23 protein-coding genes and 1 tRNA gene are annotated in these 26437 nt (G+C 70.3%); 8 read left to right on the forward strand and 16 right to left on the reverse strand.

Features of this window, described 5'->3' with window-relative positions:
- Positions 1 to 20: 20 nt before the first annotated feature.
- Entirely contained in the window at positions 21 to 1313 is a 1293-nt protein-coding gene (locus tag ACLBYG_RS00725) for an MFS transporter (RefSeq protein ID WP_447680279.1), read from the reverse strand.
- A 130-nt stretch (positions 1314 to 1443) separates the two neighbouring features.
- Between ACLBYG_RS00725 and ACLBYG_RS00730 the strand changes: the two genes are divergently transcribed.
- The gene (locus ACLBYG_RS00730) at positions 1444 to 2160 is read left to right on the forward strand and encodes a 4'-phosphopantetheinyl transferase family protein (RefSeq protein WP_447680280.1); all 717 of its coding nucleotides are present in this window, start codon (positions 1444 to 1446) and stop codon (positions 2158 to 2160) included.
- Positions 2161 to 2245: 85 nt separating this feature from the next.
- A tRNA-Pro gene (locus ACLBYG_RS00735) sits at positions 2246 to 2322 on the forward strand.
- A 783-nt stretch (positions 2323 to 3105) separates the two neighbouring features.
- On the opposite strand, the gene ACLBYG_RS00740 is transcribed toward ACLBYG_RS00735, so the two are convergent.
- Together ACLBYG_RS00740 and ACLBYG_RS00745 are read right to left on the reverse strand one after the other, a co-directional pair.
- Positions 3106 to 3816 (reverse strand): restriction endonuclease, encoded by a 711-nt coding sequence (locus ACLBYG_RS00740; RefSeq protein WP_447680281.1) that lies wholly within the window; start codon positions 3814 to 3816, stop codon positions 3106 to 3108.
- A gap of 148 nt (positions 3817 to 3964) precedes the next feature.
- Positions 3965 to 4717, reverse strand: coding sequence for a class I SAM-dependent methyltransferase (locus ACLBYG_RS00745; RefSeq protein WP_056522071.1), 753 nt, complete (start codon positions 4715 to 4717; stop codon positions 3965 to 3967).
- Positions 4718 to 4928: 211 nt separating this feature from the next.
- Between ACLBYG_RS00745 and ACLBYG_RS00750 the strand changes: the two genes are divergently transcribed.
- Positions 4929 to 5972: a hypothetical protein gene (locus ACLBYG_RS00750; RefSeq protein WP_447680282.1), complete on the forward strand. Its 1044-nt coding sequence runs from the start codon at positions 4929 to 4931 to the stop codon at positions 5970 to 5972.
- 7 nt (positions 5973 to 5979) lie between these two features.
- Here ACLBYG_RS00750 and tgt read toward each other — a convergent pair whose 3' ends face one another.
- Both tgt and queA read right to left on the reverse strand, forming a co-directional pair.
- On the reverse strand, positions 5980 to 7116 hold the full coding sequence (gene tgt, locus ACLBYG_RS00755) for a tRNA guanosine(34) transglycosylase Tgt (RefSeq protein WP_091924285.1): 1137 nt from the start codon (positions 7114 to 7116) through the stop codon (positions 5980 to 5982).
- A complete protein-coding gene (queA, locus tag ACLBYG_RS00760) occupies positions 7113 to 8177 on the reverse strand; it encodes a tRNA preQ1(34) S-adenosylmethionine ribosyltransferase-isomerase QueA (protein WP_447680283.1) in 1065 nt (354 codons plus the stop codon). The genes tgt and queA overlap by 4 nt, the downstream gene beginning before the upstream one ends.
- A 98-nt stretch (positions 8178 to 8275) precedes the next feature.
- On the opposite strand from queA, the gene ACLBYG_RS00765 reads away from it, so the two are divergent.
- The 3 genes from ACLBYG_RS00765 (at position 8276) to ACLBYG_RS00775 (ending at position 9733) form a co-directional block, all read left to right on the forward strand.
- Positions 8276 to 8533 (forward strand): hypothetical protein, encoded by a 258-nt coding sequence (locus ACLBYG_RS00765; protein WP_020091400.1) that lies wholly within the window; start codon positions 8276 to 8278, stop codon positions 8531 to 8533.
- Positions 8530 to 8748, forward strand: a complete 219-nt coding sequence (locus ACLBYG_RS00770) for a hypothetical protein (protein ID WP_447680284.1) — start codon at positions 8530 to 8532, stop codon at positions 8746 to 8748. Before ACLBYG_RS00765 ends, ACLBYG_RS00770 begins: the two co-directional genes overlap by 4 nt.
- 97 nt (positions 8749 to 8845) lie before the next feature.
- Positions 8846 to 9733: a cation diffusion facilitator family transporter gene (locus tag ACLBYG_RS00775; protein ID WP_447680285.1), complete on the forward strand. Its 888-nt coding sequence runs from the start codon at positions 8846 to 8848 to the stop codon at positions 9731 to 9733.
- Between the two features lie 7 nt (positions 9734 to 9740).
- Here the strand turns inward: ACLBYG_RS00775 and ACLBYG_RS00780 are convergent, their stop codons facing one another.
- The 10 genes from ACLBYG_RS00780 to coxB form a co-directional block, all read right to left on the reverse strand.
- Positions 9741 to 10997, reverse strand: a complete 1257-nt coding sequence (locus tag ACLBYG_RS00780) for an SfnB family sulfur acquisition oxidoreductase (protein ID WP_447680286.1) — start codon at positions 10995 to 10997, stop codon at positions 9741 to 9743.
- Positions 10998 to 11039: 42 nt separating this feature from the next.
- Positions 11040 to 12155 carry a dimethylsulfone monooxygenase SfnG gene (gene sfnG, locus ACLBYG_RS00785; RefSeq protein ID WP_091678104.1) on the reverse strand — a complete coding sequence of 372 codons (1116 nt, stop codon included), beginning with the start codon at positions 12153 to 12155 and terminating at the stop codon, positions 11040 to 11042.
- A gap of 212 nt (positions 12156 to 12367) precedes the next feature.
- The gene (locus ACLBYG_RS00790) at positions 12368 to 13132 is read right to left on the reverse strand and encodes an SURF1 family protein (protein WP_447680287.1); all 765 of its coding nucleotides are present in this window, start codon (positions 13130 to 13132) and stop codon (positions 12368 to 12370) included.
- On the reverse strand, positions 13129 to 13539 hold the full coding sequence (locus ACLBYG_RS00795; protein ID WP_447680288.1) for a DUF983 domain-containing protein: 411 nt from the start codon (positions 13537 to 13539) through the stop codon (positions 13129 to 13131). Before ACLBYG_RS00795 ends, ACLBYG_RS00790 begins: the two co-directional genes overlap by 4 nt.
- Positions 13540 to 13654: 115 nt before the next feature.
- Positions 13655 to 14518 carry a cytochrome c oxidase subunit 3 gene (locus tag ACLBYG_RS00800; RefSeq protein ID WP_020091407.1) on the reverse strand — a complete coding sequence of 288 codons (864 nt, stop codon included), beginning with the start codon at positions 14516 to 14518 and terminating at the stop codon, positions 13655 to 13657.
- Between the two features lie 147 nt (positions 14519 to 14665).
- Positions 14666 to 15277 (reverse strand): cytochrome c oxidase assembly protein, encoded by a 612-nt coding sequence (locus ACLBYG_RS00805; protein WP_447680289.1) that lies wholly within the window; start codon positions 15275 to 15277, stop codon positions 14666 to 14668.
- Positions 15278 to 15287: 10 nt separating this feature from the next.
- Positions 15288 to 15452: a hypothetical protein gene (locus tag ACLBYG_RS00810; RefSeq protein WP_020091409.1), complete on the reverse strand. Its 165-nt coding sequence runs from the start codon at positions 15450 to 15452 to the stop codon at positions 15288 to 15290.
- Between the two features lie 5 nt (positions 15453 to 15457).
- Positions 15458 to 16408 (reverse strand): heme o synthase, encoded by a 951-nt coding sequence (locus tag ACLBYG_RS00815; RefSeq protein ID WP_020091410.1) that lies wholly within the window; start codon positions 16406 to 16408, stop codon positions 15458 to 15460.
- 215 nt (positions 16409 to 16623) lie between these two features.
- Positions 16624 to 18252, reverse strand: coding sequence for a cytochrome c oxidase subunit I (gene ctaD, locus ACLBYG_RS00820; protein WP_020091411.1), 1629 nt, complete (start codon positions 18250 to 18252; stop codon positions 16624 to 16626).
- Between the two features lie 50 nt (positions 18253 to 18302).
- On the reverse strand, positions 18303 to 19142 hold the full coding sequence (gene coxB, locus ACLBYG_RS00825; RefSeq protein ID WP_056522032.1) for a cytochrome c oxidase subunit II: 840 nt from the start codon (positions 19140 to 19142) through the stop codon (positions 18303 to 18305).
- Between the two features lie 370 nt (positions 19143 to 19512).
- Between coxB and fdhD the strand changes: the two genes are divergently transcribed.
- A complete protein-coding gene (gene fdhD / locus ACLBYG_RS00830; RefSeq protein ID WP_447680672.1) occupies positions 19513 to 20286 on the forward strand; it encodes a formate dehydrogenase accessory sulfurtransferase FdhD in 774 nt (257 codons plus the stop codon).
- Between the two features lie 23 nt (positions 20287 to 20309).
- Here fdhD and ACLBYG_RS00835 read toward each other — a convergent pair whose 3' ends face one another.
- On the reverse strand, positions 20310 to 21170 hold the full coding sequence (locus ACLBYG_RS00835) for a hypothetical protein (protein ID WP_447680290.1): 861 nt from the start codon (positions 21168 to 21170) through the stop codon (positions 20310 to 20312).
- Positions 21171 to 21719: 549 nt separating this feature from the next.
- On the opposite strand from ACLBYG_RS00835, the gene gltB reads away from it, so the two are divergent.
- The gene (gltB, locus tag ACLBYG_RS00840; protein ID WP_447680291.1) at positions 21720 to 26435 is read left to right on the forward strand and encodes a glutamate synthase large subunit; all 4716 of its coding nucleotides are present in this window, start codon (positions 21720 to 21722) and stop codon (positions 26433 to 26435) included.
- Positions 26436 to 26437 lie beyond the last annotated feature (2 nt).

Consider the following 26437-nt stretch of genomic DNA (forward strand, 5'->3'; position numbering starts at 1 on the left):
GCGCGCGATCCCCGATTCCCTCACCGGCGGGCGCCGAGCAGATCGCCGCGCCCCGCCATCCGGAAGGCCGCGAAGAACGTCGCGGCGACGAGGGCGGCGACCGCCTGGAGCGGCAGGACCGGGGCCAGCCAGCCCGCGACCGCCGTCCCGGCGACCGAGCCGAGGTTCATGGCCGCCATGTAGACCTCGAACTGCGTGGCCGCGCCCGGACGGCCCCGGCTCGCCGCGAGCAGGGCCGGCATCAGGGCGACGATCAGCAGGCCGGGCAGCACGCTGGTGAGCGCCAGGATCGCCGGCGCCGCGGCCCCGACGAGGCCGGCGCCGATCAGGATCCCGGCCAGCACGAAGGTGACGGCACTGCCCAGCAGCAGGGCGCGCAGCGGCGACGCCGCGCCCGCGCGGTCCGACCAGAGTCCCACCGCGACCGCACCGGCCGTCCCGCTCACCAGGGTTAGGACCGCCTGGAGACGCGACAGGCTCGCGGCCTCCCAGCCCTGACGCTGGACGAGGTCGATCGAGAAGGGCAGCTCGAACAGGCCGAGGGCCGCGTCGAGGCCGAAGCACAGGGCGAGCAGCCGCAGGGCGCGCGGGCGGCGCAGGGCGATCACGGTGCGGCGCAGGAAGCGGCGGAACGGGAGGCGCCGCGGCGCCGGTCCCCGGCGCTCGAGCGGCCAGAGCGGATCGGCCGGCGCCTCGCGGACCAGCAGCATCGGCAGGCTCGCGACGATCGCGGCGACGAGCAGCCAGCGGGCGCTCGCGGCGAAGCCCCAATTCGCGAGCGTCCATCCGAAGACAGCGGCGCTGAGGCTCGTTCCGGCCACGAAGCCCGCGCGGGTGCAGGCGCTGACCCGGCCGAGTTCCCGGGTGGGGACGTGGTCCATGATCATCCGGTCGCAGGCGGTATCGAGGAGCGACGCGAACAGGCTGTGGGCGAGGAAGACCAAGCCGAGCGCGCCGACGGCGTCGCCCCCGGCGACGAGGAGCAGCGCCAGCGTCGCGTGGCATCCGACCAGCGCGGCGACCGCGAAGGGCCGGCGCCGTCCGATCCGCGTGTCCCCGGCCCGGTCCACCCAGGGCCCCCACAGCAGCGGCTGCAGCGTCCAGGGCAGGCCGGCCAGGGCGAAGTGCAGCCCGACCTCGGTCGCCGGGACGCCCCTGGCCGCGAGGTGGTTGGCGAGCGCCGTCAGCGAGAAACCCGCGACGAGGCCCTGGTAGAGGTAGGTGGCGAAGAACACCCCGTAGCGGACGGACCGGCGGCCGAGGCTCGGTCTGCCCAGGAGGCCGACGCGGAGATCCGCGCTGGACCGCGTCACCGCGCGCGGCGCTTCTTGCAGGAGACGGGCCGCGATCCGATGCTGCTCATTCCTGCCCCATCGGATCGTCGCCCGTGCCGTTTCGCTCTCCCGACGCTAGCGCCCCAGCTCCCGCCTCGCGAGGTGTCGCGTGAGCGCGGTGCAGGTCTGGATCGTCGACCTCGTCCTGTCTCCGAGCCAGGTCGACCGGTGCGATGTCGTCCTCGACGCCGCGGAGCGCGCGCGGGCTGACCGTTTCCTGCGCCCGGCGGATCGGGCCCGGTTCCGCGCCAGCCACGCCGCGCTGCGGCTGGTCCTCGGCGACGCGCTCGGTCTCGCGCCGGCCGACGTCGAGTTCGCTGCCGGAGCCGGCGGCAAGCCGGAGCTCGCGGGCCCGGCACGGGGCGCCGCCGACTTCAACCTCTCCCATTCCGGGGGGCGCGCGCTGATCGGGCTCACCCGCGGCGCGGCGATCGGCGTCGATGTCGAGGCCGTGCGGCCCATCGCGGACGCGCTGCGGATCGCGGCGGCCCATTTCGCCGCCGACGAGGTGACGGCCCTGGCCGGGGCCCCGCGAAGCTCGGTCGAACGGCGCTTCTTCGGACTGTGGACCCGCAAGGAGGCGGTGGTGAAGGCTTTGGGCAGCGGCCTGTCGCTGCCCCTCGACCGGTTCAGCGTCAGCGTTCCGCCCGAAGCGCCGCGCCTTGTCCGGGCCGCCGGTGACGCGTCCTGGAACCTGGACGGTCCGTGGAGCCTAGCCGAGGTCGATTGCGGGCGCGATCACGTCGCCACGGTGGCGATCCGCTCCGCGGAGGCGGAGATCACCTGCCACCGTCTCCCGGACGACTGGCCCGATCATCTGGGCTGAAAAGGCGCAACAGCGCGCTTGCGGTGCGGGAAAGGCGCGGCTATACACCCGCTCGCCGGCCCTGGCGGACACGCGGGACGGCCTTCGGAGTGTAGCGCAGTCTGGTAGCGCACCACGTTCGGGACGTGGGGGTCGCAGGTTCAAATCCTGCCACTCCGACCAAAATTCCCGCGATCTCAAGTTCAGCGAGACGAACGGTCACCCTTCGCAAGGGACCTCGTTGACGGATGACGCGTGGCTTCGCTGGTCAGCGTCCGCGTATTCCAAGACTCTCGCGAACGCGGCCACCTCGACTAGACCGAAGGCGTCGCACCATCCCGGCTCCGCATCAGGCCGGTCCCTGGCTCGCGCCCCGCTGATCACTGCGCGTGGAGGATCCTGAGGCCGTCCCGTCTGGCCCGTCCGAGCCGCGATCCTGGGACGGAGTCTTCCCGGACCCCGCCGTGCCGGGGCTCTCGCCCTGCGGGGTCAGGGGCGCCATGGGCACGCTCTCCACGAGCAGCGCGATCATCTCGGACCGTGAGCTCAGGAGAATGGCCGGCGGCTCGCCGGTGATCTGCCGCCATCGCCTGACGAAATCGCCCGCCGGCAACTCGGCGAGAGCGTCCTGTTCGGTCGCGGGGTGGTCCGTTCTGAGGGCTGCGGACTGATCCATGCGCCTCAACGGCTCGGACCACGATTCGGCCTCAGCGTCCGGCCGGGATGGTGAAGCGAGCGTTAGTCCGATCGCGGAAGACGATGCCCGCAACGGCGGACCGGCGGGCGAGGCCCGGAGCGCTCGATGCGTAGAGGAGCATCGCGCCTCTCCCTGACGAAAGCGTGCGCGCCGCTCAGTTCATCGGCGGGACAGAGGGAGGCGCGTCGAGGAATGGACCCGGCGCGCGGCCGTGCGGGATGTCGTCGTTCTCATGGGCCCTCATCGCACGACGCGGGGTCCGAGCGCGGTCAGGCGGCGAGCCGGAAACCGGTTCCGCGGGCCGTGCGGGGCGCGACCGTCGACTTGTCCCGGGGCAGCAGCAGGTCGATCTGCGAGCAGTGCAGCGCCAGGACGTTCTGCTCCTCCGCCATGGCGCGCGCCGCGCCGCTGAACCGGCCATTGGTCATCACGCACGCCGTGGTCGACCCAGCGCGCTCCGCCGCCGCCGCGACGTCCGAGATCGGGAGACACGCGACGTCGCGGTCCGCCCAATGCAGGCAAACGACGACGCGCGTTCGGGCCCGGAGGAGCACGAAGTGGTCCTGATCCTGGTAATCCAGGCGCCAGCCGGCCGCCTTCAGGCACCGCAGCATCAGCGCCTCGTAATGCGCCTGCGAGGCGCTCACGCGGTCGACGAAGGTCCAAGACGCGACCTCGGCCGGCAGGATCGACGCGAATTCCGCGCTGACCAGACGCCTGAAGCCGCGGAACCGGACGACGGCGCGGAGCGGGCGCGAGAGATGGGCGCGGTGCAGCCTGACGAGTTCCCGGTCCCAGAGCGCCTCGAACGCGGCCGCTCCGCGCGCGTGGTGCTCCATCCACCGGTTCTCGATGATCAGGCGCTCGATCTGCGGTCGGATCGCGCGGCGACACCGCTCGGTGACCCGCTCCTGCAGATGCAACCAAGAGAGCAGTAGCAGGATGGCTATCACCCACAGGGCGAGGCTCGTCGCGAACATGGCGGCGGGACTTTGCGAAATAAGGCCGATGTCGCCATTTATCCGCCGCAGGAATTAAGCGGACATTGCCGGTCACATGCGTACTGAACCGATCAGTGCAAGTCTTTGGAGATGGTGAATTCTAAATTTATGTCCGCCCCGCAGCCGCTCAGGTCCGCATGGCCACGAACATGCTCCGGCCCTGCTGGTGGTAGTAGCCGCTCTCCATCGAGCCGCGGATATCGTGTCCCAGCATGTCGTACTGCTCGTAGACCATGTCGAAGCCGCACTCCTTGAGAAGCTGGATCAGGGCCGGCTTGGTGGGCCAGAAGGAGCGCTTGTTGCTCCACGAGGTCCATTTGTGCGCCTCGAGCTGGCTCGTGTCGTCGAGATCGTGCTCGTGCATCCAGCGACCCGGCAGACCTTCGTTCTCGGCGGGCGGCGAGAGCTGGAACAGGGCCTCGTTGGTCTCGGTCGCGAAATGCGTGTGCAGGATGACCACGTCGCGGACGCATTCGGCCATAAGGCGGATGAAGGCGGCCGGCCTGTCGAGGTGGTAGAGCAGTCCGCAGCAGAAGGCGGCATCGAAGGGGCCGTGGGCCGCCAGGTTCCACACGTCGTCGTTGACGAAGGCGAGGTCGGGGACGCCCGTCCCATCCTTGACCCGCAGGCAGTTCTCGAAGTTGGAGCGGCGCACCTCGACACCGGTGGCGCGCATCCCGGCGCGGGCGAATTCGAGCGTGTAGCCGCCCTCGAGGCAGCCCAGATCGACGATCGACCGGCCGGCCAGCCTGTGCCCGTAGAACAGCCGGAGCGAGCGCAGGGCCGCCTGGGTCCAGGGGCTGTCGGCGATCAGCCAGCCCGCCTCGGGCAAGGTCTCGGACCCGTCCGCGAGGCGGATGTTGTGTGCCGTGAACGTCATGCCGCCTCCCCACGCCGCCCACTCGTGCCGGGCAACGCCTTCGTCCGTCTATACGGGCGGCGGCCGATCGGTTCACGCGCTTTGTCGATCCGCCCGTATCGAACGGTCGACCGGCGGGATGGGTCAGGTCGGCGCGACCGCCGCCTCCACGGTGCGGCCGGGCACGCGATGCCCGCGACGTGGCCCGTCGAACGGCGTATGTAGCCGCCCGATGGATCCGTCCTCTCACCGCCGAGCCGGCCGGCGACCCGCTGGATGGGTCGGCTTCGCGCGCAGCTTCCTCGTCTGCGCCACCCTCATGGGCCTGGCGCTGATCGGCTTCGTGGCCGCGGTCGATCCCTACGGGCTGCGGGCCGCGCCCGGGCATCCGCCGGGGCCGATCATGGATGCCAATCAGCGGCTCTCCTATCCGCAGATCGCCCGCGGGGGGCCGTTCGACGCGGCGGTCTTCGGCACCTCGACGGCGCGACTGCTCGACCCGCAGGCTCTCGACGCGGCCTTCGGTGTCCGGTTCGCCAATCTGGCGGTGAATGCCGCGACGCCCGACGAGCAGGGTCGGCTCGCCGCACTGTTCCTGGCCCGCCGGCCGGTCCGCGCGGTCCTGTTCGGCCTCGATGCCCCGTGGTGCGCCGCCGATCCGCCGGCCCGGACCGCCCATGCCTTTCCCGACTGGCTCTACGCGGACCGCGCGCCCGGCGATGTCCTGCGTCAGGTCAGCCTACGCTCGGTGACGACGGCCGTCCGGGCCGGACTCGCCGATCTCGGGCTGACGCGGGCGCGGATCCGCGGCGACGGCTACGCGGTCTTCACGCCCCCGGAGGCGCGCTACGACCTCGCACGCGCCCAGGCCCATATCCGCGCAGGCCGCGTGGACTCGGCGGCGGCGGACGCCCCCGAACTGCCGATGCCGGCCCTCGACCGCCTGGACGATCTCCTCGATCGCGTGCCCGCCGAGGCCCTGAAGATCGTGGCCTTCATGCCGGTGCACGCGGGGGCGCAGGGTTCACCGGGATCGGCCGCGGGCCGTCGCGAGGAAGCCTGCAAGGCGCGCGCCGCGGCGATCGGGAAGCGCCGGGGCGCGGTCGTGGTGGATTTTCGCCGGATCTCGCCGCTGACGACCCGGGACGCGAATTATTGGGACGCGCTGCATTACCGCCTGCCCGTGGCGGCGCGCGTCGTCTCGGATCTCGCGCGCGCCGCCGCCACCGGCCGCGACGATCCGGATGGAATCTACCGGGTGCTCGCGCACCCGTGACGCCCGGTCAGGCGGCGGCGCGCTCGGCGCTCGCCCAGCCGGCGCGGGTCTCGGCGCAGTACTCCGCGTAGCGGCCGTCCCGGATCGCCGCGCGCGCGCCGGCCATCAGGTCTTGGTAGTAGGCGAGGTTGTTCCAGGTCAGCAGCATCATCCCGAGGATCTCGTTCGAGCGCACGAGGTGATGCAGGTAGGCACGGGAATAGTCCCGCGCGGCCGGACAGGTCGAGGTCTCGTCGAGCGGCGCGGTGTCCTCGGCGTGGCGGGCGTTGCGCAGGTTGACCCGTCCGTGGCGCGTGTAGGCGAGGCCGTGCCGGCCGGCGCGGGTCGGCATCACGCAGTCGAACATGTCGATGCCGCGGGCGACCGCGCCGAGGATGTCGTCCGGCGTGCCGACGCCCATCAGGTAGCGGGGCTTGCCGGCGGGCAGGTGCGGCTCGACCGTCTCGATCATGGCGAACATGACCGCCTGCGGCTCGCCGACGGCGAGGCCGCCCACCGCGTAGCCCTTGAGATCGAGATCCGTCAGCGCGCGGGCGCTCTCGACGCGCAGGGCCGGCACGTCGCCGCCCTGGACGATGCCGAACAGGGCCCGTCCCGGCTGCTCGCCGAACGCGACGCGGCAGCGCTCGGCCCAGCGCAGCGACAGGTGCATGGCCTTCTCGATGGCCCCGTGGTCCGCCGGCAGGCGGACGCACTCGTCGAGCTGCATCTGGATGTCGGAGCCGAGCAGACCCTGGATCTCGATGGAGCGCTCCGGGCTCATGTGATGCGCGGTGCCGTCGATGTGCGAGCGGAAGGTCACGCCCTGCTCGTCGATCTTCCGCAGTGCGGAGAGCGACATCACCTGGAAGCCGCCGGAATCGGTCAGGATCGGCCGGTCCCAGTTCATGAAGCGGTGAAGGCCGCCGAGCCGGGCCATACGCTCGGGGCCGGGCCGCAGCATCAGGTGGTAGGTGTTGCCCAGGACCACGTCGGCGCCGAGATCGCGGACCTGGCCGGGGTACATGGCCTTGACGGTCGCGGCCGTGCCCACCGGCATGAAGGCCGGGGTCCGGATCTCGCCGCGCGGCGTCCCGATCACGCCGGTGCGGGCGGTGCCGTCCCGGGCCAGCAGGTCGAAGCGGAAGGGTGCGCTGTCGGTCATGGGGTGTCCGCGCTCGGGCCCGGGAAGAGCAGGCTGGCGTCGCCGTAGGAGTAGAACCGGTACCCGGCGGCGATCGCGTGCGCGTAGGCCGCGCGCATCGTCGCGAGACCTGAGAACGCCGAGACCAGCATGAACAGCGTCGAGCGCGGCAGGTGGAAATTGGTCACGAGGGCGTCGACCGCGCGAAACCGGTAGCCCGGCGTGATGAAGATCTCGGTGGGTCCCGAGAAGGGCGCGAGCGTGCCGTCCGGTCGGGCCGCGCTCTCCAGCAGCCGCAGCGCCGTGGTCCCGACCGCGACGATCCGGCCGCCCGCGGCCCGCGCGGCGTTCAGGGCCTCGGCCGTGGCGGCGTCGAGGATGCCGATCTCCGCGTGCATGCGGTGGGCCTCGGTATCTTCGGCCTTGACCGGCAGGAAGGTCCCGGCGCCGACATGCAGCGTGACGTGGTGGCGCCGCAGACCGGCGGCGTCGAGATCGGCCAGCAGCGCGTCGGAGAAGTGCAGGCCGGCCGTGGGAGCCGCGACCGCCCCCGGATTGCGGGCGTAGACCGTCTGGTAATCGGTGGCGTCGCGGTCATCCGTGGCGCGCTTGCCCGCGATGTAGGGGGGCAGCGGCAGGGCACCCTCCGCGGCGATGGCCGCGTCGAGGTCTGGCCCGGCCCGGTCGAAGGCGAGGACGATCTCCCCGGCCTCGGCCTTCTCGAGAACGGTCGCCGCCAGATCGCCGAAGCGCAGCGCGTCGCCCGCCGCGAGCCGCTTGGCCGGACGCGCGAAGGCGCGCCAGCGGTCGGAGGCTTCCCGCAGGTGGAGCATCACCTCGGTGCGCTGGCCGGGGGCGCCGGGCCGTGTGCGCACGCCGTTCAGCCGGGCCGGGATCACCCGCGTGTCGTTGAAGACCAGGGCGTCGCCGGCCCGGAGGGCGTCGGGCAGGTCGCGCACGGTCCGGTCGGCCAGCGGCGCGCCAGGGCGGACCACGAGCATCCGCCCAGCGTCGCGCGGCTCGGCCGGGCGCAGGGCGATGCTGGTCTCCGGCAGCTCGAAATCGAAGAGGTCCACGCGCATCGCCGGCTGCCTGCACCGAACGGCACGCGGTTTCAACCGCGGAACCGCCGGGGGGCGCGTCCGTTTCCAGCGTCACCGAGACGCGAGGCTCCCGATCCATGCCCTGGTACGCCGTTCGCCCCCGTGACGCCGCCGATCCCCGCTGGCCGCTCCCCGGCACGTCCGAGATCGTGCTGAAGGCCGAGGATCCCGACACCGCCCGCGCGAAGTTCGAATCAGCCTACCCGAGCCAGCCCTTCGGCAGCCCCGGAATCCCGGTGCCGAATACCGGCGCCGGCAGCTTCCGCGGCGATCCGGACGCCCTGGTCGTGGCCGAGACGGGCGAGCCGCCGGCGCCGCGGGGGAGCGACGCGTGACGCCCCGCGGTCGCCCCCGGCGGGTCACCCTCGACGGGCAGCTCCTCGGGTACTGGGAGCGCGAGGCCGCCCGGCTGGAGACCCTCGCCGCCGGAGCGCGCTTCGCCTGGCAGCGCCGTCGCTACCTGCGCAAGGCGCAGGCCGCGCGCGCCAAGGCGGAGCCGAGCCGGCGGCGCGAGGCCGCCCGCGACAACGGCGGCGCGTCGGAGACTTAGCCGCGGCTAACACGTTTTCGGCGGCGTCGAACCTTTGCCGTGGCCTTGGCCGCGGCCGGTGCCGTATGGGCGCGGCGTCACCCCAACGGCGCGAACCATGGACCGCACCCAGAAAGCCGCCCTCTTCAGCGCGGGCATCGGCCTCGCCGTCACGGCGATGAAGTTCTACGCGGCGTGGCTCACCGGCAGCCTCGCCCTGTACTCCGACGCGCTGGAGAGCATCATCAACGTGGTCGCCGCAATCGGCGCCTTCGTGGCCCTGCGGGTCGCCGCGCGCCCGGCGGACGAGGACCATCCCTACGGTCACCACAAGGCCGAGTTCTTCTCGGCGGTGATCGAGGGCGCGCTGATCGTGGTGGCGGCGCTGCTGATCCTGCGCGAATCCTATTTCGGGCTGCTCGCCCCGAAGGCCCTCGACGCGCCCGCGGTGGGCCTCGCGATCAACTTCGCGGCCGGGATCGTCAACGCGGTCTGGGCGGCGGCACTGATGCGCTGGGGAAGGCGGTGGCGGTCGCCGGCCCTGATCGCCGACGCGCGCCACGTTTTCGCCGACGTAATCACGTCCTGCGGCGTCCTGGCCGGCGTCGGCGCCGTGGTGGTGACGGGCTACCCGGTCCTCGACCCCGTGGTGGCCGGGCTGGTCGCCATGAACATCCTGTGGTCCGGCTTCCGCATGGTCCGGGAGTCGGTGGACGGCCTCATGGACAGGGCCGCCCCGGCCGAGATGGTGAGCCAGATCCGGTCGCTCATCTCCCAGCACGGCGAGGGCGCGCTGGAGGCGCACGACGTGCGCACGCGCTCCGCCGGTCAGGCGACCTTCATCGACTTCCACCTCGTCGTCCCCGGCACGATGACCGTCGAGGATTCGCACGCGATCTGCGACCGGCTGGAATCCGCCCTGGAGACGACGATCCCCGGGGCGGTGGTGACCATCCACGTCGAGCCCGGCGAGGAGGCCAAGGCGCGGGGATTGCCGGTGCTGTAGGCGCCGGTCAGCTCCAGGCGTGGAGCGGCGGGTTCACGCCGTTGAGGGCGTGGTTGCCGACGATCGCGTATTTCCAGCGAACCGGATCGTGCAGCGTGTGCGTGCGCGCGTTCCGCCAGTGGCGGTCGAGATTCTCGGCGGCCAGGGTCGAGCGGGTCCCCGACAGCTCGAACAGCTTGTTCGACGCGGCGAGCGCCACCTCGGTGGTCAGCACCTTCGCCTCCGCGACCGCGATCTGGGCCGCCGCGACCGTCTCGGCGTCCGGCCGCGCGACGGCCGCGTCGAGGGCGAGACCGGCCCGGTCGAGCAGCGCCTCGGCGGCGTGCTGCCGGATGGTCAGGTCGCCGACCGCCTGGATCGTGTAGGGATCGTCGGACGCCCGCTCCAGCCCGCTGTCGATCCAGGGGCGGGCCTTCTCGCGGACGTAGCCGATGGTGTCGTCGAGGGCCTCGCGGCCGATCCCGGCATCGACCGCGGCCTGGATGATCTGGAACACGGCGCCGTCGGCGGTCGGCGCCGCGTAGCCCTTCCAGGCCGGCACCAGATGGGTCTTGGGCACGCGCACGTCGTCGATCAGCACGGTCCCGCTCGCCGTGCCGCGCTGGCCGAAGCTCGACCAGTCGTCGATCACCGTGAGTCCGGGCGCGTCCCGCTCGGCGATGGCGTACCAGGCGCGTCCCTCGGCATCGAGGGCGACGATCGGGACCAGGTGCGCGAGGAGGGCGCCGGTGGCGTAGAACTTCCGGCCCCGCACCACGACGTGGTCGCCGTGATCGGTGATGCGCGTGTCGAAATCGGCCGCCCGCTTGGTGCCGCGCTCCGAGAAGGCGTTGCCGAACCGCGTTCCGCGCAGGACCTCGCCGAACAGCAGGTGCTTCTGCGCCTCGTCCGACACCGTCCGGATCGCCGCCAGGATGCCGAGATGGTTCTGGGCGATCTGCGCGATGGCGGGATCGGCGGCCGCCACGATGGCGATGACCTGCGCGAGGGTCCGGTAGGAGACCTCGGGGCCGCCATAGGCGCGCGGCACGTTGATCGACCAGAGGCCGCTCTGCGAGAAGGCGTCGAGCTCCTTGAGCGGCCGCACGGCGTGGCGGTCCCGCTCCGACGCGCCGGCCCGGAACTCGGCCGCGAGCCCGTGGGCCACGGCCAGCGCCTCGGCGTCGTCACGGATCACGTGGGTGGGTGAGGGCGGCCGCGCGGGGCCGGGAGCGCCCGGGCGGTGCTCCGGCTCGAGCGTGCGCGCATCGACGGCGATGTTCATGGCTCACTCCGATCAGTCGGGGTACGGTTCGGCGGGCGGCGCTCAGGCGGCCTCGGCGCGCCGGTCGCGGGCGGCCTCGAGGGCGCGGACCCGCGGGATCACGTGCGCGCCGAAATACGCGACGTCCTCCTGGAAATGCAGGAAGGCCAACAGGGCGAGGTCCGCTCCCGCATCCTTCAGCGCCAGGATCCGCTCGGCGATCTGGTCGGGCGTGCCGATCAGGTCGGTCTTGAAGCCGTCGTTGTACTGAACGAGATCCTCGAAGCTCGACTTGGCCCAGTTGCCTTCCCCTTCCGGCGAGGCCTTGCCGGCATTCTTGACCTCGTGACCGAAGGCCTTCACGGCGTCCGGGTCGGCGTTGTCGATGATCTCCTGAAGGACGGCGCGGGCCTCCTCCTCGGTGTCGCGGGCGATGACGAAGGCGTTGACGCCGATCCGGGGATGATTGCCGGTCTCGGCCGACTTGGCGCGGATATCGTCCACCTGGGCGCGGATCGTCTCCGGCGTGCCGCCATTCGTGAAGTACCAGTCCGACACGCGGGTCGCCATGTCGCGCGCGGCGCGCGACGAGCCGCCCTGAAAGATCTCGGGCAGCGGCTGGGCCGGCTTCGGCTTCAGCGTGTAGTCGCTGTAGCGGTAGAAGTCGCCGCGGAAGGTGAAGCTGTCCTGCGTCCAGATCCCGCGCAGGCTCCGTATGAACTCCTCCGACCGGCGGTAGCGCTCGTCGTGGTCGAGCCAGGGCTCGCCGATCGCCCGGAACTCGCCCGAGAACCAGCCGGAGACGATGTTCACCGCGATGCGGCCTTCGGTGAGTTGCGAGATCGTGGCGATCTGCTTGGCGGCGAGGGTCGGATGCCAGGGACCGGGCAGGAGCGCGGCGATCACCTTGAGCTTGGTGGTCGCGGCCAGCAGGGCGTGGCTGAAGGCGACCGATTCGTGCTGGTACTCGGCGCCGTAGCCCGCGGTGAACCGGATCTGCGTCAGCCCGTAATCGAACCCTGCCTCCTCGGCGATCTGCGCCAGCTTCCGATTGTACTCGGCGTCCCAGCTCGTGCGCTGGGGGATCTTGCTGATGACAAGCCCCCCGGAGACGTTGGGCACCCAGTAGGCGAAGCGGATCGGCTCGCGCGCCGCCGCGTCGGCGAGATGGCTGGTCATCCGGCGTTACCTCAGTTGCACGGCGGTCCGGCGCCGTGTCGTCTTCGGATGATCGCCGCGAACTGAATACACTATGCAGAACGCGGCCGATCGCTCAAGAACACCGAAAGTATTCCGGGGCGATGGCCGTCGGTCAAAGGAACGGGTTGCCGTTTTTCAGCCGATCTCGGCGAGACTCTTCTTCGCCGAGATCCTGCGCGCGCGGCTTTGTCCTAGGCGGCGCGGGCCGCGGGCGAATCGTGCAGGCGGCGCCACGCGAAGACCGAGAACACGCCGATCAGGCAGGCGGCGAGGCCGAACCACGTGAATGCGTATTGCAGGTGGTTGTTCGGCAGATCGACCCGGAGCTGGCCGCCGCGCGGCCACGTCGTCTGCCCGGGAACGGCGTCGGCCTCGATCAGGTAGGGCTCGACCGTTCCGAGGCCGCGCGCCGCCGCGATGCCGGCGATGTCCCGGTTGAACCACTCCCCGCGGGCGGGATCCGGTTCCGGCACGAACATCCCCCGGGCCTCGCTCGCGCGGAGGATGCCGGTGACCGTCGTCGACCCGTCGATCAGGCCGTCCCGGCGATCGCCCTGCGCCTTCAGTTCCGTGGGAACGAAACCCCGGTTGATGATCACCATGCTCCCGTCGTCCCGGCGGAACGGCGTGAGCACGTAGTAGCCCTGCAGGGCGCGGCCCGGCGTCTCGCCGGGCGCCAGCCCGTGCACGAGGGTTTCCCGGTCGTTGAGGAACTGACCGCTGACCCGGACGTGCCGGAACTCGTCGCGCGCCGGATCCCAGGCCGCCGCGGCCGGCGGCGCCACCGGCTCCGCGCGGCTCTGACGCACGATCCGGGCGATCAGGTCTTCCTTCCAGGCCCTGCGCTCGAGCTGCCAAGTCCCCAGCCCCAGCAGGATGGCCAGGGCAACCAGCGAGGCGAGCCCCGGCGCGACCAGGTCGCGCCAGCCAGCGCGGTACGGTCCGCTCGCGGTCACGGCTCGAAGCGCCCTTGCTCCGCCCGGTTGCTGAACTGCAGGGCGATCAGCAAGCCCTTGAGGGGCCGCACCAGGATCAGGCTGAGCCCGACCGAGAGGGTCAGGGCCACCAGGGCGTGGACCCAGATCGGCGGCTCGTAGGTGATCTCCAGCCAGAGGGCGAGACCGACCACGATCAGGCCGACGATCGACATGACGAAGAAGGCCGGCCCGTCTGCGGAGTCGAAATGCGTGTAGTCGAGCCCGCACGCCTCGCAAGAGGGGCGCAGGCTCAGGAACCCTTTGAACAGGTGACCCTCGCCGCAGCGCGGGCACCGGCCGCGCAGGCCGGTCGGGATCGGCGGCGGCGGCGAGTAGGTTCGGTTGTTCACGGGCACACTCCAGACCTGTTCCGTGCGGGACCCCATCGACCCGAGCGCGGGTCGTTCTCGTCGATACGGGGTTCGCGCGGCGTCGGAAACGCAGAAGGGCGGCCTGAGCCGCCCTTCGCAGATCCGCCATGCGGCGACGGGATGGTTTCGCTCAGTGAGCGCCGCCGCCGTGGAAGACCCCCGAACCCCACACGTAGATGGCGGCGAACAGGAACAGCCACACGACATCGACGAAGTGCCAGTACCAGGCGGCGAACTCGAAGCCGAGGTGCTGACGCGGGGTGAACTGGCCCGCGTAGACGCGGAACAGGCACACCGCCAGGAAGATCGTGCCGATGATGACGTGGGCGCCGTGGAAGCCCGTCGCCATGAAGAAGGTCGACGAGTAGATGCTGCCCGAGAAGCCGAACTCGGCGTGGCTGTACTCGTAGGCCTGGCAGGCGGTGAACAGAACGCCGAGGATGATCGTCAGCCACAGGCCGTACTTCAGGCCCTTGCGGTCGCCCTCGATCAGCGCGTGGTGCGCCCAGGTGACGGTGGTGCCCGAGGTCAGCAGGATCAGCGTGTTCAGGAGCGGCAGGTGCCAGGGATCGAACGCCTCGATGCCCTTCGGCGGCCAGACACCGCCGGTGAACTCCACGCGCGAGACCTGGATCGGGTCGGCGGTGTAGAGGGCGGCCTCGAAGTAGGCCCAGAACCACGCGACGAAGAACATCACCTCGGAGGCGATGAACATCATCATGCCGTAACGGTGGTGAAGCTGGACGACGCGGGTATGGTCGCCGGAATTGGCCTCGTGCGCGACGTCCTTCCACCACGAGAACATGGTGTAGAGGACGCCGATCGTGCCGGCCCCGAAGATGTAGGGACCGGGAGCCAGGGTGCCGATCGTGAGGCTCTTCATCCAGAACACGGCGCCGAACGCCATGAGGAAGCCCGAGAAGGCTCCGATCAACGGCCACGGGCTCGGATTCAGGATGTGGTAGTCGTGATTCTTGGCGTGCGCCTCGGCCATCGTCCCGTCGCTCCTCACCCTCGCGCCCTGCGCCGTTCCCGGCCTTACGCTGTTCGTTGCCTGCCCTCGGCCGGGCGCGGCACGCACCACGCCCAAGCTTGCTGGCAGCTTTAGTCGCTGCGGCCCCGTGTTGTCACGGGTCCGCGATCAGAAATCGCCCTTCGTTCCCGAGGAAGACGATTTCGCCACCGCCGCCTTCACGGGCTGACCGTTCTTGGAGGCGAAGTACGTGTAGGACAGCGTCATCTCCGAGAGATGCGCGGTGTTCGAGTCGTCCCGAACGGCCGGATCGACGTAGAACACCACCGGCACGTCCAGCGTCTCGCCCGGCTGTAGCGTCTGCTCGTTGAAGCAGAAGCACGCGATCTTGACGAAGTAACCACCCATCAACCCGGGCTGGACGTTAAAGGTCGCCACACCCGCCGAGGGCGTGCTGCCGGTGTTCTGCACGCGGAAGAAGACCGTCTTGGTCTCACCGAGCTTCGCCTCGACGCTGCTCACTTCCGGGATGAATTTCCAGGGCAGCCCCGGCGCGACGTTGGTGTCGAAATGGACGACCATGCTGTCGTCGGCCCGCGCCGCGGAGGCCGAAAGGGCCGGTCCCTGCCGGGGCGTGCCGTCGTAGCCGGTCGCCTTGCAGAAGGCGTCGTAGAGCGGCACCGACGCGAAGGCGAGGCCGATCATGCCCACGGCGAGACCCGCGCAGGCGAGGGCGGTGCGCGTGGCGGCCCGGTTCGATCCTGATGGAGGAACTGTCATCGGGGGCGCCTCAGAGCGGCCGGGTCAGGATCTGAGGGCCGAGCTTGACGATCGTCAGCACGAAGAACAGCAGGACCCAGGCTCCCAGCGCCAGCGCGATCGCGATCGAGCGCTTGCGGCGCCGCGCCTCCTGCTCGGGCGTGAGCGGCCGGTACTGGATCTCGGGATCCGCCATGGCGCTCAACCCAGGACCGGACGGAACAGGCCGAAGCTCTGCTCGGCCAGGAGCGCCGAGAACAGCGCGAACAGGTAGAGGATCGAGAAGCCGAACATGCCCATCGCGGCGCGCCGCTCGGCATCCCCCTCACGATTCCGCAGTACCCGGATGCTGAACGCCACCATGCCGAGGCCGCCCACGAGGCCGACCACCGCGTAGACGAGGCCGCCGAAGCCCAGGGCCACCGGCACGAGGCCGAGGGGTGCGAGGAGCAGCGAGTACCAGACGATCTGGCGGCGGGTGGAGGCGGGGCCGGCGACGTTCGGCATCATCGGGATGCCGGCGCGGGCGTACTCGTCGGCCTTGATCAGGGCGAGCGCCCAGAAGTGCGGCGGGGTCCAGATGAAGATGATGGCGAACAGGATCAGCGACTCGACGCCGACCGACCCGGTCACCACCGCCTGCCCGATGACCGGCGGCAGGGCTCCGGCGGCGCCGCCGATGACGATGTTCTGCGCGGTCGCCCGCTTCAGCCACATCGAGTAGACCACGGCGTAGAACACGATGGTGAAGGCGAGGAGCGCGGCCGCCAGGAGATTGGCGGCGAGCCCGAGCACCACCACGGAGGCGACCGAGAGGAACAGTCCGAAGCCCAGTGCCTCCTGGGAGGTGATCCGGCCCGACGGAATCGGCCGGGTGGCGGTCCGACTCATGACCGCGTCGATGTCGGCGTCCCACCACATGTTGAGGCAGCCGGACGCACCGGCGCCGACCGCGATGGCGAGGAGCGAGATCGCGCCGATGGCCGGCTGCACGTGGCCCTGCGAGACCACCATTCCGACCAGTGCGGTGAAGATCACGAGGACCATCACCCGCGGCTTCAGCAGGGCGAAGTAGTCCGGAACGTCGCCGCCGGCGGTCGTGAGGGCCGGGGCCGGAACGTCCGGTCCGATCGTGTTCGTCAGGCTCGTCATCGCGTCTGCCGCTGCTGTGTCGGCGCCCGGCCGCGCGCGTCACGGCCGAGTCGTGTCTCGAATTCGACGTGTTCCAAGGATCGGCGTGAGCGGGGCCCGGGACTTCTCCCTCGGCCCGTGCGGATCGCCCTCATCGCTCGCCCTTGCCGGGAGGTCGGCCGACCGGCCTCCGGGGAAGGGCGAGGGCCGCGGACGCGGCCCTCGCGGGGTGTCTATCAGTGCGCGCCCGGCTCGTCGACGATGCGGGGCAGCGTCTCGAACTGGTGGAACGGGGGCGGGGAGGAGAGCGTCCACTCGAGGGTGGTGGCGCCTTCGCCCCACGGGTTGTCCGCGGCCCGCTCCTTCGAGCGGAAGGCGAGGATGACGCCGATCACGAACACGAACATGCCGAGCGCGAAGATGTGGCCGCCGTAGGTCGACACCTTGTGCCACTGGGCGAACGCGTCCGGGTAGTCGGCGTAGCGGCGCGGCATGCCGGCGAGGCCCAGGAAGTGCATCGGGAAGAACAGGACGTTCGCGCCGATGAAGGCCAGCCAGAAGTGCAGCTTGCCGGCCCACTCGGGGATGATGTGACCGGTCATCTTCGGGAACCAGTAGTAGACACCGGCGAAGATGATGAACACGGCCCCGAGGGACAGCACGTAGTGGAAGTGCGCGACCACGTAGTAGGTGTCGTGCAGGTACTTATCGACCGCCGAGTTGGCCAGCACGACGCCGGTGACGCCGCCGACCGTGAACAGGAAGATGAAGCCCACCGCCCAGTGCATGGCGGCGGTGAAGCGGATGGAGCCGCCCCACATGGTGGCGATCCACGAGAAGATCTTCACGCCGGTCGGGACCGCGATCACCATAGTGGCGAACACGAAGTAGGACTGCGTCTGCAGCGACAGGCCGACCGTGTACATGTGGTGCGCCCACACGACGAAGCCGACGACGCCGATCGCCACCATGGCGTAGGCCATCGCGAGGTAGCCGAAGACGGGCTTGCGCGAGAACGTGGCGATGATGTGCGACACGATGCCGAAGGCCGGCAGGATCATGATGTACACTTCGGGGTGACCGAAGAACCAGAACAGGTGCTGGTACAGGATCGGGTCACCGCCGCCGGCCGGGTCGAAGAAGGTCGTGCCGAAGTTGCGGTCGGTCAGCAGCATCGTGATGGCGCCCGCGAGCACCGGCAGCGAGAGCAGCAGCAGGAACGCGGTCACCAGCTCGGCCCAGGCGAAGAGCGGCATCTTGTGCAGCGTCATGCCCGGGGCGCGCATGTTCAGGATCGTGGTGATGAAGTTGATCGCGCCGAGGATGGAGCCCGCGCCCGACAGGTGGAGCGCGAAGATCGCGAAGTCGACGGCCGGGCCGGGATGGCCGGCGGTGGAGAGCGGCGGGTAGACGGTCCAGCCGGTGCCGGCGCCGGACGCGCCGGGCGCGCCCTCGACGAACAGCGAGCACAGCAGGGAGCAGAATCCCGCCACCGTCAGCCAGAACGAGATGTTGTTCATGCGCGGGAACGCCATGTCGGGCGCGCCGATCATGAGGGGCACGAACCAGTTGCCGAAGCCGCCGATCAGCGCCGGCATCACCATGAAGAACACCATGATGAGACCGTGACCGGTGACGAACACGTTGTAGGTCGCCGGGTTCGAGAAATACTGCAGGCCGGGCGCCTCCATCTCCATCCGGATGCCGAAGGAGAGGAACGCGCCGATGATTCCGGCGCAGAAGGCGAACAGCAGGTAGAGGGTGCCGATGTCCTTGTGGTTCGTCGACAGGAACCAGCGGGCGAAGAACGACGGCTTGTGGTCGTGGACCTCATGGGCCCCGGCATGGGCTGCGGCTGTAGCCATGGATTCGAATGCCTTGTGAATCTGATGGGGTCTGTTCGATCAGCCGGGGCTCAGCGGGCCTCGGCGAAGCTCGTGCCGTTGTCGATGCGGGCGTACTTGGTCTTCGCCTCCTTCAGCCAGTCGGCGTAGGCCTGCTCGCTGACCACGCGGACCACGATAGGCATGTAGGCGTGGCGCTGGCCGCACAGCTCGGAGCACTGGCCGTGGAAGGTGCCCTCCTTGTCGGCCTTGAACCACATCTGGTTCAGGCGGCCGGGGACGGCGTCGATCTTGAAGCCGAAGGCCGGCATCGCCCAGGAATGCAGCACGTCGGCGGCGGTGACCTGGATCTTCACGATCTTGTTGACCGGAACGACCATCTCGTTGTCGGTCTGGAGCAGGCGCGGCTGCTTGTCCTCGTCGATGTTGGCATCGAACGTGAAGCCGCCGCCGGCCTCGGTCTGCGGGTACTCGTAGGACCAGTACCAGGCGTGGCCGACGACCTTGACGATCATGTCGGCCTTCGGGTCCGAGAGCTGCGTGCGCAGCAGGCGGAAGGACGGGATCGCCACGGCGACCAAGATTAGCACCGGCACGATCGTCCAGGCGACCTCGATGGCGGTGTTGTGCGTGGTTCGGGACGGGGTCGGGTTCCGCTTCTCGCCGAAGCGGTAGACGCACCACAGGATGAGCCCGAGCACGAACACCGAGATGGCGAGGGACAGCCAGTGCAGGCCGATCTCGAAGTTCAGGATGTCGCGCGCGTTCTCGGTGACCGGGATCTGCCGGTCCATCTCCCACGGCACGGGCTGACCGAAGCCCGCGGCCTGCGCGCCGGATATCGGGAAGAGCAGGGCGCCGAGAGCGGCGAGGCTCCAGAGTGACCGGTTGATCGTCCGCACCGTCCGCATCTGCCTCTCGTGGCTCCCCTGAAACTGTCTGGCTGCCGCCGGACCTCCCCGTCTTGAACGCGTGCGGGATTGTACCGACGTGACGGAGTACCGGTTGTGTCACCCGGCATTATCCGACCGGCGCTTCAGACCACAAGGGCCGGCCACGTGCAACCGCACAAGCGTCGCATCGCGCGCTTTCCCGCCAGTTGACGGCGCCTCGTGGCGTCGGCGCACTAGGGCCCGGCGAAATCGTTCCCCGTCGCGTCGCGCCGGGGATGAAGCGTCGCGACGCGTTCGTGCCACGCCTGCGGAGTTCGAGATGTCCACCCAAACCGGCAGCCCCACCCCCGGTCCTCTGCCCTGCGCAGTGCCGGCGCCGATGCAGGTGATGACCTATACGGGCTCGGCGCCGAGGCCGGACACGCGGGCGCTGGCCGTCGAGGCGCCGGTCAACCTCGTCTACGGCAGCGTGCCGCACGCCGTGATGATGGCGACGCCCGCCGACCTCGAGGATTTCGCCTACGGCTTCAGCCTGACGGAGGGCATCGTCGACAGCGCGGAGGAGATCCGCGCGACCCGGGTGGAGACGGCGTCGGACGGTCTGCGCCTCCACGTCGAGCTCGCGCCGGGCCGGCTCCGCGAGCATCTGGCGCGCAAGCGCGCCATCAGCGGCCGCACCGGCTGCGGGGTCTGCGGCATCGAGGACCTGGCGCAACTGCCGCAGGCCGGTAAGCGGGCGGCTTCCGAGGTCCGGGTCGGGCTGCCCGCTATCGCCCGCGCCCTGTCGAATCTCGACAGCGCCCAGCGCCTCGGCGCGGAGACGCGCGCGGTCCACGCCGCGGCCTGGGCGCGCCTCGACGGCGGACTCGCGGCTGTGCGCGAGGATGTCGGCCGCCACAACGCTCTGGACAAGCTGATCGGCACCCTGATGCGGACCGGGACGCCCGCGGACTCGGGTTTCCTGGTCATCACCAGCCGCTGCTCGTACGAGATGGTCGAGAAGGCCGCGCGGCTCGGCGCAGCCGTGATCGTCGCTATCTCGGCCCCGACGTCGCTGGCCCTCGACCGGGCCCGGTCCTACGGCATGACGCTCTGCGCCATCGCGCGGGCCGACACCGTGACGGTTTTTACGGGAGCCGAGCGGCTGACGGACGGCGCGTGACGCGCCGGTTCCGTCCGCCGAATTTACTCGGCCTGGCCGGGGACGATGGTCGCGCCGCCGATCACCCGAACCGGCTTCTTGTCCGTGGGCGGATCCTTCCAATCCTTCGCGGCCGGCTTGGCCGTCTCGGCCACGGCGGCGTCGGCCGGCTTCGACGGCGCGGCGGGTCGCGCAGCGGGAACCGGGGCCGGGGCCTTCTCGATCGCCGCCGCCTTGGTCTCGGGCGCGGGACCGGCGTTCGGATCCGCTTTGGCCGTATCGGCCGGCGGGAGCTTGGGGGCCGGTGCCTCGGGAGACGTGCGGGGCGGCGGCTTCAGCTCCGGCGTCCGGGCGAGCGCTCCGCGCGCGACCCGCTTTGGCGGAGCGATGGGCTGAGCAGTCCGGGCGACGCTGTCGGGATTCACACCTTCGGGATTGGCCTCGGGCCGCAGGGCCTCGGTGCCCGGCCGGCGCTGGGGCCGCGCCACCGGACCGTCCTCGGACGGGACCGGACGCATCGCGCGGCGGGGCACGACCTCGTCCTCGGTCCAGCCGAAGCCCGGTGCGGGTCGCTCCAGCCGAGCGACGGTCTCGGGCGCACCGATCGGCCGGCGGCCCACGATCCCGCCCGTCATGGGATCGACGAACAGCCGGACGGGCGCGCCGGCGGGACCGACGGCGTCGACCACGTAGACCCGCCCGTCGAAGCGCGGGCGGCTCAGGCCGCTGAACCCGCGATCTGCGAGGCGCCAAGCGACGACGCGAGGCGGAAGGACCTCTTCCTCGAAGGCGAATTGCGCGCGCGCCCCGCCGGATGCGCCCAAGAGAGCGAGCGCCGACAGGCACGCGGCGCGAAGCGTCCGGCTCATCGGGCGTGGGAAGCGCGCAGCGGCTCTGCTCGTCATCGTCACTCTTGTGCGTTCTGGGTTTGGAGACCCGGCAGAGTGTCCGGTTCGTGTCCGGTTCCGGCATGGTCCGGGCCGGTAGACCCGGACCTCGACCATGCCGGCGAGGTCGTTGCCCCGCATGCCGCTTGTGCTCGGCACGACCCGTAGAACCCGCGATTCGGGCGAGATTGCGGAGGCGCGGAGCGGGTCGCGGCCCGTCATCCAGAGCGGCGACACCGTCGCGGCCTGCAGTCTCTTGCTGAAAACATTTCAATCTGGCAGTTTCGCGACTTAGGACAGCACAACTGTCCCATCGGCCGTGCATCCCGGCCGTCGCCGTCTCGCGCGCGGGCGAGAAGTTTCGGCAGACGGACACGGGCGCGCCAGCGCACCGCTCTCCGAGCGGTCCGGGTCCTCGATGAACGCAGGCCGACGGACGTGTCCTCCGGGACCGGCCGGATGGCCTGCGGCAAGAGGCCGAGCGCGTGGCGCCGACGGCTTGCGGGCATGAAACATGCTCGCGGGTTCTTGGCTGCGGACGGGTTCGAGGGAAGGACGAGACGAAGCATGTCACAACGCAGACCCGCCGACGAGTTTGCTGCGTCCACGGCCCTGGCTGCCGCCCCCCGCGGCGGCGCGATGCCGCTCATCGTGCGCGACCCCGCCCTCCCGAAAGCCCAGGGTTCCTACGATCCGGCCCGCGAGCGCGACGCCTGCGGCGTCGGCTTCATCGCCGACATGCACGACCGCCGGACTCACGCGATCGTCGAGCAGGGCCTGAAGATCCTGGAGAACCTCGATCATCGCGGCGCGGTGGGCGCCGATCCCAAGATGGGCGACGGCTGCGGCATCCTCACGCAGATCCCGCACGGCTTCTTCGCCGAGGAGTGCTCGCGCCTCGGCTTCGAGCTGCCGCCGGCGGGCTCGTACGCCATCGGACAGTTCTTCATGCCGAAGGCGGAGGAGCCGCGGGCGATCATCCAGGAGATCGTCGAATCGTCCCTGGCCGCCGAGGGCCTGCCGCTCCTCGGCTGGCGCGACGTGCCGGTGGATCCGGAGGATCTCGGCGACGCCGTGAAGGCGACCGAGCCGCACCACCGTCAGGTCTTCATCGGCCGGCCCGCCTCGGTCACCGACCAAGACGCGTTCGAGCGCCGGGTCTACGTCGCCCGCAAGGTGATCTCCAACAAGGTCTACGGCCTCGACGACCCGCGGGTGAAGGAGTTCTACCCGGTCTCCGTGTCGACCCGGACCATCGTCTACAAGGGCATGGTGCTGGTCACGCAGCTCGGCGGCTACTTCCTCGACCTGAAGGACGACCGGTTCGTCTCGGCGATCGCCCTCGTCCACCAGCGCTTCGCCACCAATACCTTCCCGACCTGGCGGCTGTCGCACCCGTACCGGATGGTCGCGCATAACGGCGAGATCAACACGCTGCGCGGCAACGTCAACTGGATGGCGGCCCGTCAGGCGAGCGTCGATTCCGACCTGTTCGGCAACGACATCTCGAAGCTGTGGCCGATCTCCTACGAGGGCCAGTCCGACACGGCCTGCTTCGACAACGCCCTCGAGTTCCTCGTGCAGGGCGGCTACCCGCTCGCCCACGCGATGATGATGCTTATCCCGGAAGCCTGGGCCGGAAACCCGCTCATGAGCGAGGAGCGGCGCGCCTTCTACGAGTACCACGCCGCTCTCATGGAGCCGTGGGACGGTCCCGCCGCCGTGGCCTTCACCGACGGCCGCCAGATCGGCGCCACCCTCGACCGCAACGGCCTGCGCCCGGCGCGCTACATCGTCACCGACGACGGCCTCGTGGTGCTCGCCTCCGAGATGGGCACCCTGCCGATCCCGGACGAGAAGATCGTCCAGTCCTGGCGCCTGCAGCCGGGCCGCATGCTGCTGATCGACCTGCAGAAGGGCCGCATCGTCTCCGACGAGGAGATCAAGGGCGAGCTCGCCGCCGCGCATCCCTACGCCGACTGGGTCAAGAACACCCAGATCGTGCTGGAGGACCTGCGCCCGGTGCAGCCGCGCGAGTCCCGCGGCGACGTCAGCCTGCTCGATCGCCAGCAGGCCTTCGGCTACACGCAGGAAGACCTCAAGCTGCTGATGCAGCCCATGGCCGTCACCGGCCAGGAGGCGGTCGGCTCCATGGGCACGGACACGCCGCTCTCGGCCCTCTCCGAGAAGTCGAAGCTGCTCTACACCTACTTCAAGCAGAACTTCGCGCAGGTCACGAACCCGCCGATCGACCCGATCCGCGAGGAGGCCGTGATGAGCCTCGTCTCGTTCATCGGGCCGCGGCCGAACCTGCTCGACATGGAGGGCGCGTCCCGGCGCAAGCGCCTGGAGGTCCGCCAGCCGATCCTCACCAACGCCGATCTGGAGAAGATCCGCTCGATCGGCCATTTCGAGGATCGGTTCGACACCAAGACCCTTGACATGACCTACCCGGCCGAGACCGGCGCGGCGGCCATGGACGGGGCGCTCGACCGCCTCTGCGACCGCGCCGAGGCGGCGGTGCGCGGCGGCTACAACATCATCGTGCTCACCGACCGGGCGGTCGGGCCGGATCGGATCCCGATCCCGGCGCTGCTCGCCACGGCGTCCGTGCACAATTACCTGATTCGCAAAGGCCTGCGGACCTCGGTCGGCCTCGTCGTCGAGTCGGGCGAGCCGCGCGAGGTGCACCACTTCGCCTGCCTCGCCGGCTACGGCGCCGAGGCGGTGAACCCGTACCTCGCCTTCGAGACGCTGCTCGACATGAAGGACGAGTTCCCGCCGGACCTCACCGACGACGAGATCATCTATCGCTACATCAAGGCCATCGATAAGGGCCTGCTGAAGGTGATGTCCAAGATGGGCATCTCCACCTACCAGTCCTATTGCGGCGCGCAGATCTTCGACGCGGTCGGTCTGAACTCGACCTTCGTCGGCCGCGACTTCTTCGGCACGGCGACGACCATCGAGGGCGTCGGCATGGCGGAGATCGCCGAGGAGACCGCGCGCCGACACCGCGACGCCTTCGGTGACGCGCCGGTCTACCGGAACGCCCTGGATGTCGGCGGCGAGTACGCCTACCGCCTGCGCGGCGAGACCCACACCTGGACGCCCGACACGGTGGCGACGCTGCAGCACGCGGTGCGCCTCAACGTGCCGGAGCGGTACCGCGAATACGCCGAGCTGGTGAACCGCCAGGAGCACCAGCTGAAGACGCTCCGCGGCCTGTTCCGCATCAAGTCCGCCGCCGAGCTCGGTCGCGCACCGGTCCCGCTGGACTCGGTCGAGCCGGCCTCCGAGATCGTCAAGCGCTTCGCCACGGGCGCCATGTCGTACGGCTCCATCTCCAAGGAGGCGCACGAGACGCTCGCCATCGCGCTGAACTCGTTCGGCGGCCGCTCGAACTCGGGCGAGGGCGGCGAGGAGGTTGAGCGGTTCAAGCCGCTGCCGGACGGGCGCTCGCGCCGGTCCGCGATCAAGCAGGTCGCCTCCGGCCGCTTCGGCGTCACGACGGAGTACCTCGTCAATTCCGACATGATGCAGATCAAGGTCGCGCAGGGCGCCAAGCCCGGCGAGGGCGGCCAGCTGCCCGGTCACAAGGTCGACGCCAAGATCGCCAAGGTCCGCTACGCCACCCCGGGGGTGGGCCTGATCTCGCCGCCGCCGCACCACGACATCTACTCGATCGAGGATCTGGCCCAGCTGATCTTCGACCTGAAGAACGTGAACCCGTCGGCGGACGTGTCGGTGAAGCTCGTCTCCGAGGTTGGCGTCGGCACGGTCGCGGCCGGTGTCGCCAAGGCGCGGGCCGACCACATCACGATCTCGGGCTTCGACGGCGGCACCGGCGCGGCGCCGCTGACCTCGCTCAAGCACGCGGGCGGACCCTGGGAGACCGGGCTGGCCGAGACCCAGCAGACGCTGGTGCTCAACAACCTGCGCGGGCGCGTCGCCCTGCAGGCCGACGGCGGCATCCGGACGGGGCGCGACGTGATCATCGCGGCGCTGCTCGGCGCCGATCAGATGGGCTTCTCGACCGCCCCGCTGATCGCGGCCGGCTGCATCATGATGCGCAAGTGCCACCTGAACACCTGCCCGGTGGGCGTCGCCACCCAGGACCCGGTGCTGCGCAAGCGCTTCAAGGGCACGCCGGAGCACGTGGTGAACTACTTCTTCTTCGTGGCCGAGGAGGTGCGGGAGATCCTCGCCTCGCTCGGCTTCACGAAGCTGGAGGAGGCGGTCGGCCGCTCCGACGTGCTCGACAAGGTCGAGGCCATCGCTCACTGGAAGGCGCGCGGGCTCGACTTCACCAAGCTGTTCCACCGGCCGAAGGTGGCCGAGGGCACGGCGATCCGCCACGTGGAGGTGCAGCACCACCCGATCGACACGGTCCTCGACCGGCGCCTGATCGAGAAGGCGCAGCACGCGATCGAGACCGGCGAGCCGGTGGTCATCACCGACACCATCCGGAACTCGGACCGGGCGGCGGGCGCGATGCTCTCCGGCATGGTCGCCAAGGCGCACGGCCACGAGGGCCTGCCGGACGACACGATCGTGGTGAAGCTCGCCGGCACGGCGGGCCAGAGCTTCGGCGCCTGGGTGGCGGCCGGCGTGACCGTCGAGCTGACCGGCCACGGCAACGACTACGTCGGCAAGGGCCTGTCGGGCGGCAAGCTGATCATCCGGCCGAGCGACGCGCTGAAGTCGCCGCAGGACCGGACGATCATGGTCGGCAACACCGTGCTGTACGGGGCGATCGCCGGCGAGTGCTACATCCGCGGCTCCGCGGGCGAGCGCTTCGCGGTCAGGAACTCCGGCGCGATCACGGTGGTCGAGGGCATGGGCGACCATGGCTGCGAGTACATGACCGGCGGCGTGGTCGTGTCGATCGGCGAGACCGGGCGCAACTTCGCGGCCGGCATGTCGGGCGGCATCGCCTACGTGCTCGATGAGGACGGCTCCTTCTCGGCGCGCTGCAACCTGTCGATGGTCGACCTGGAGCCGGTCGAGGAGGAGGACGACCTGATGCGTCGCTTCCATCAGGACGGCGACCTGGAGACCAAGGGGCGGGTCGACATCCTGGCAGACATGTCCGGGCACGACGAGGAGCGGCTGACGCAGCTCATCACCAACCATCTCAAGTACACGGGCAGCCCCCGCGCCAAGGCGATCCTCGACGACTGGAGCGGCTACCGCACCAAGTTCGTGAAGGTGATGCCGGTGGAGTACCGCCGGGCGCTTCGCGAGATGGAGATGGCGCGGATGCCGGTGGCCGCCGAGTAGGC

Source organism: Methylobacterium sp. D53M (assembly GCF_053345625.1).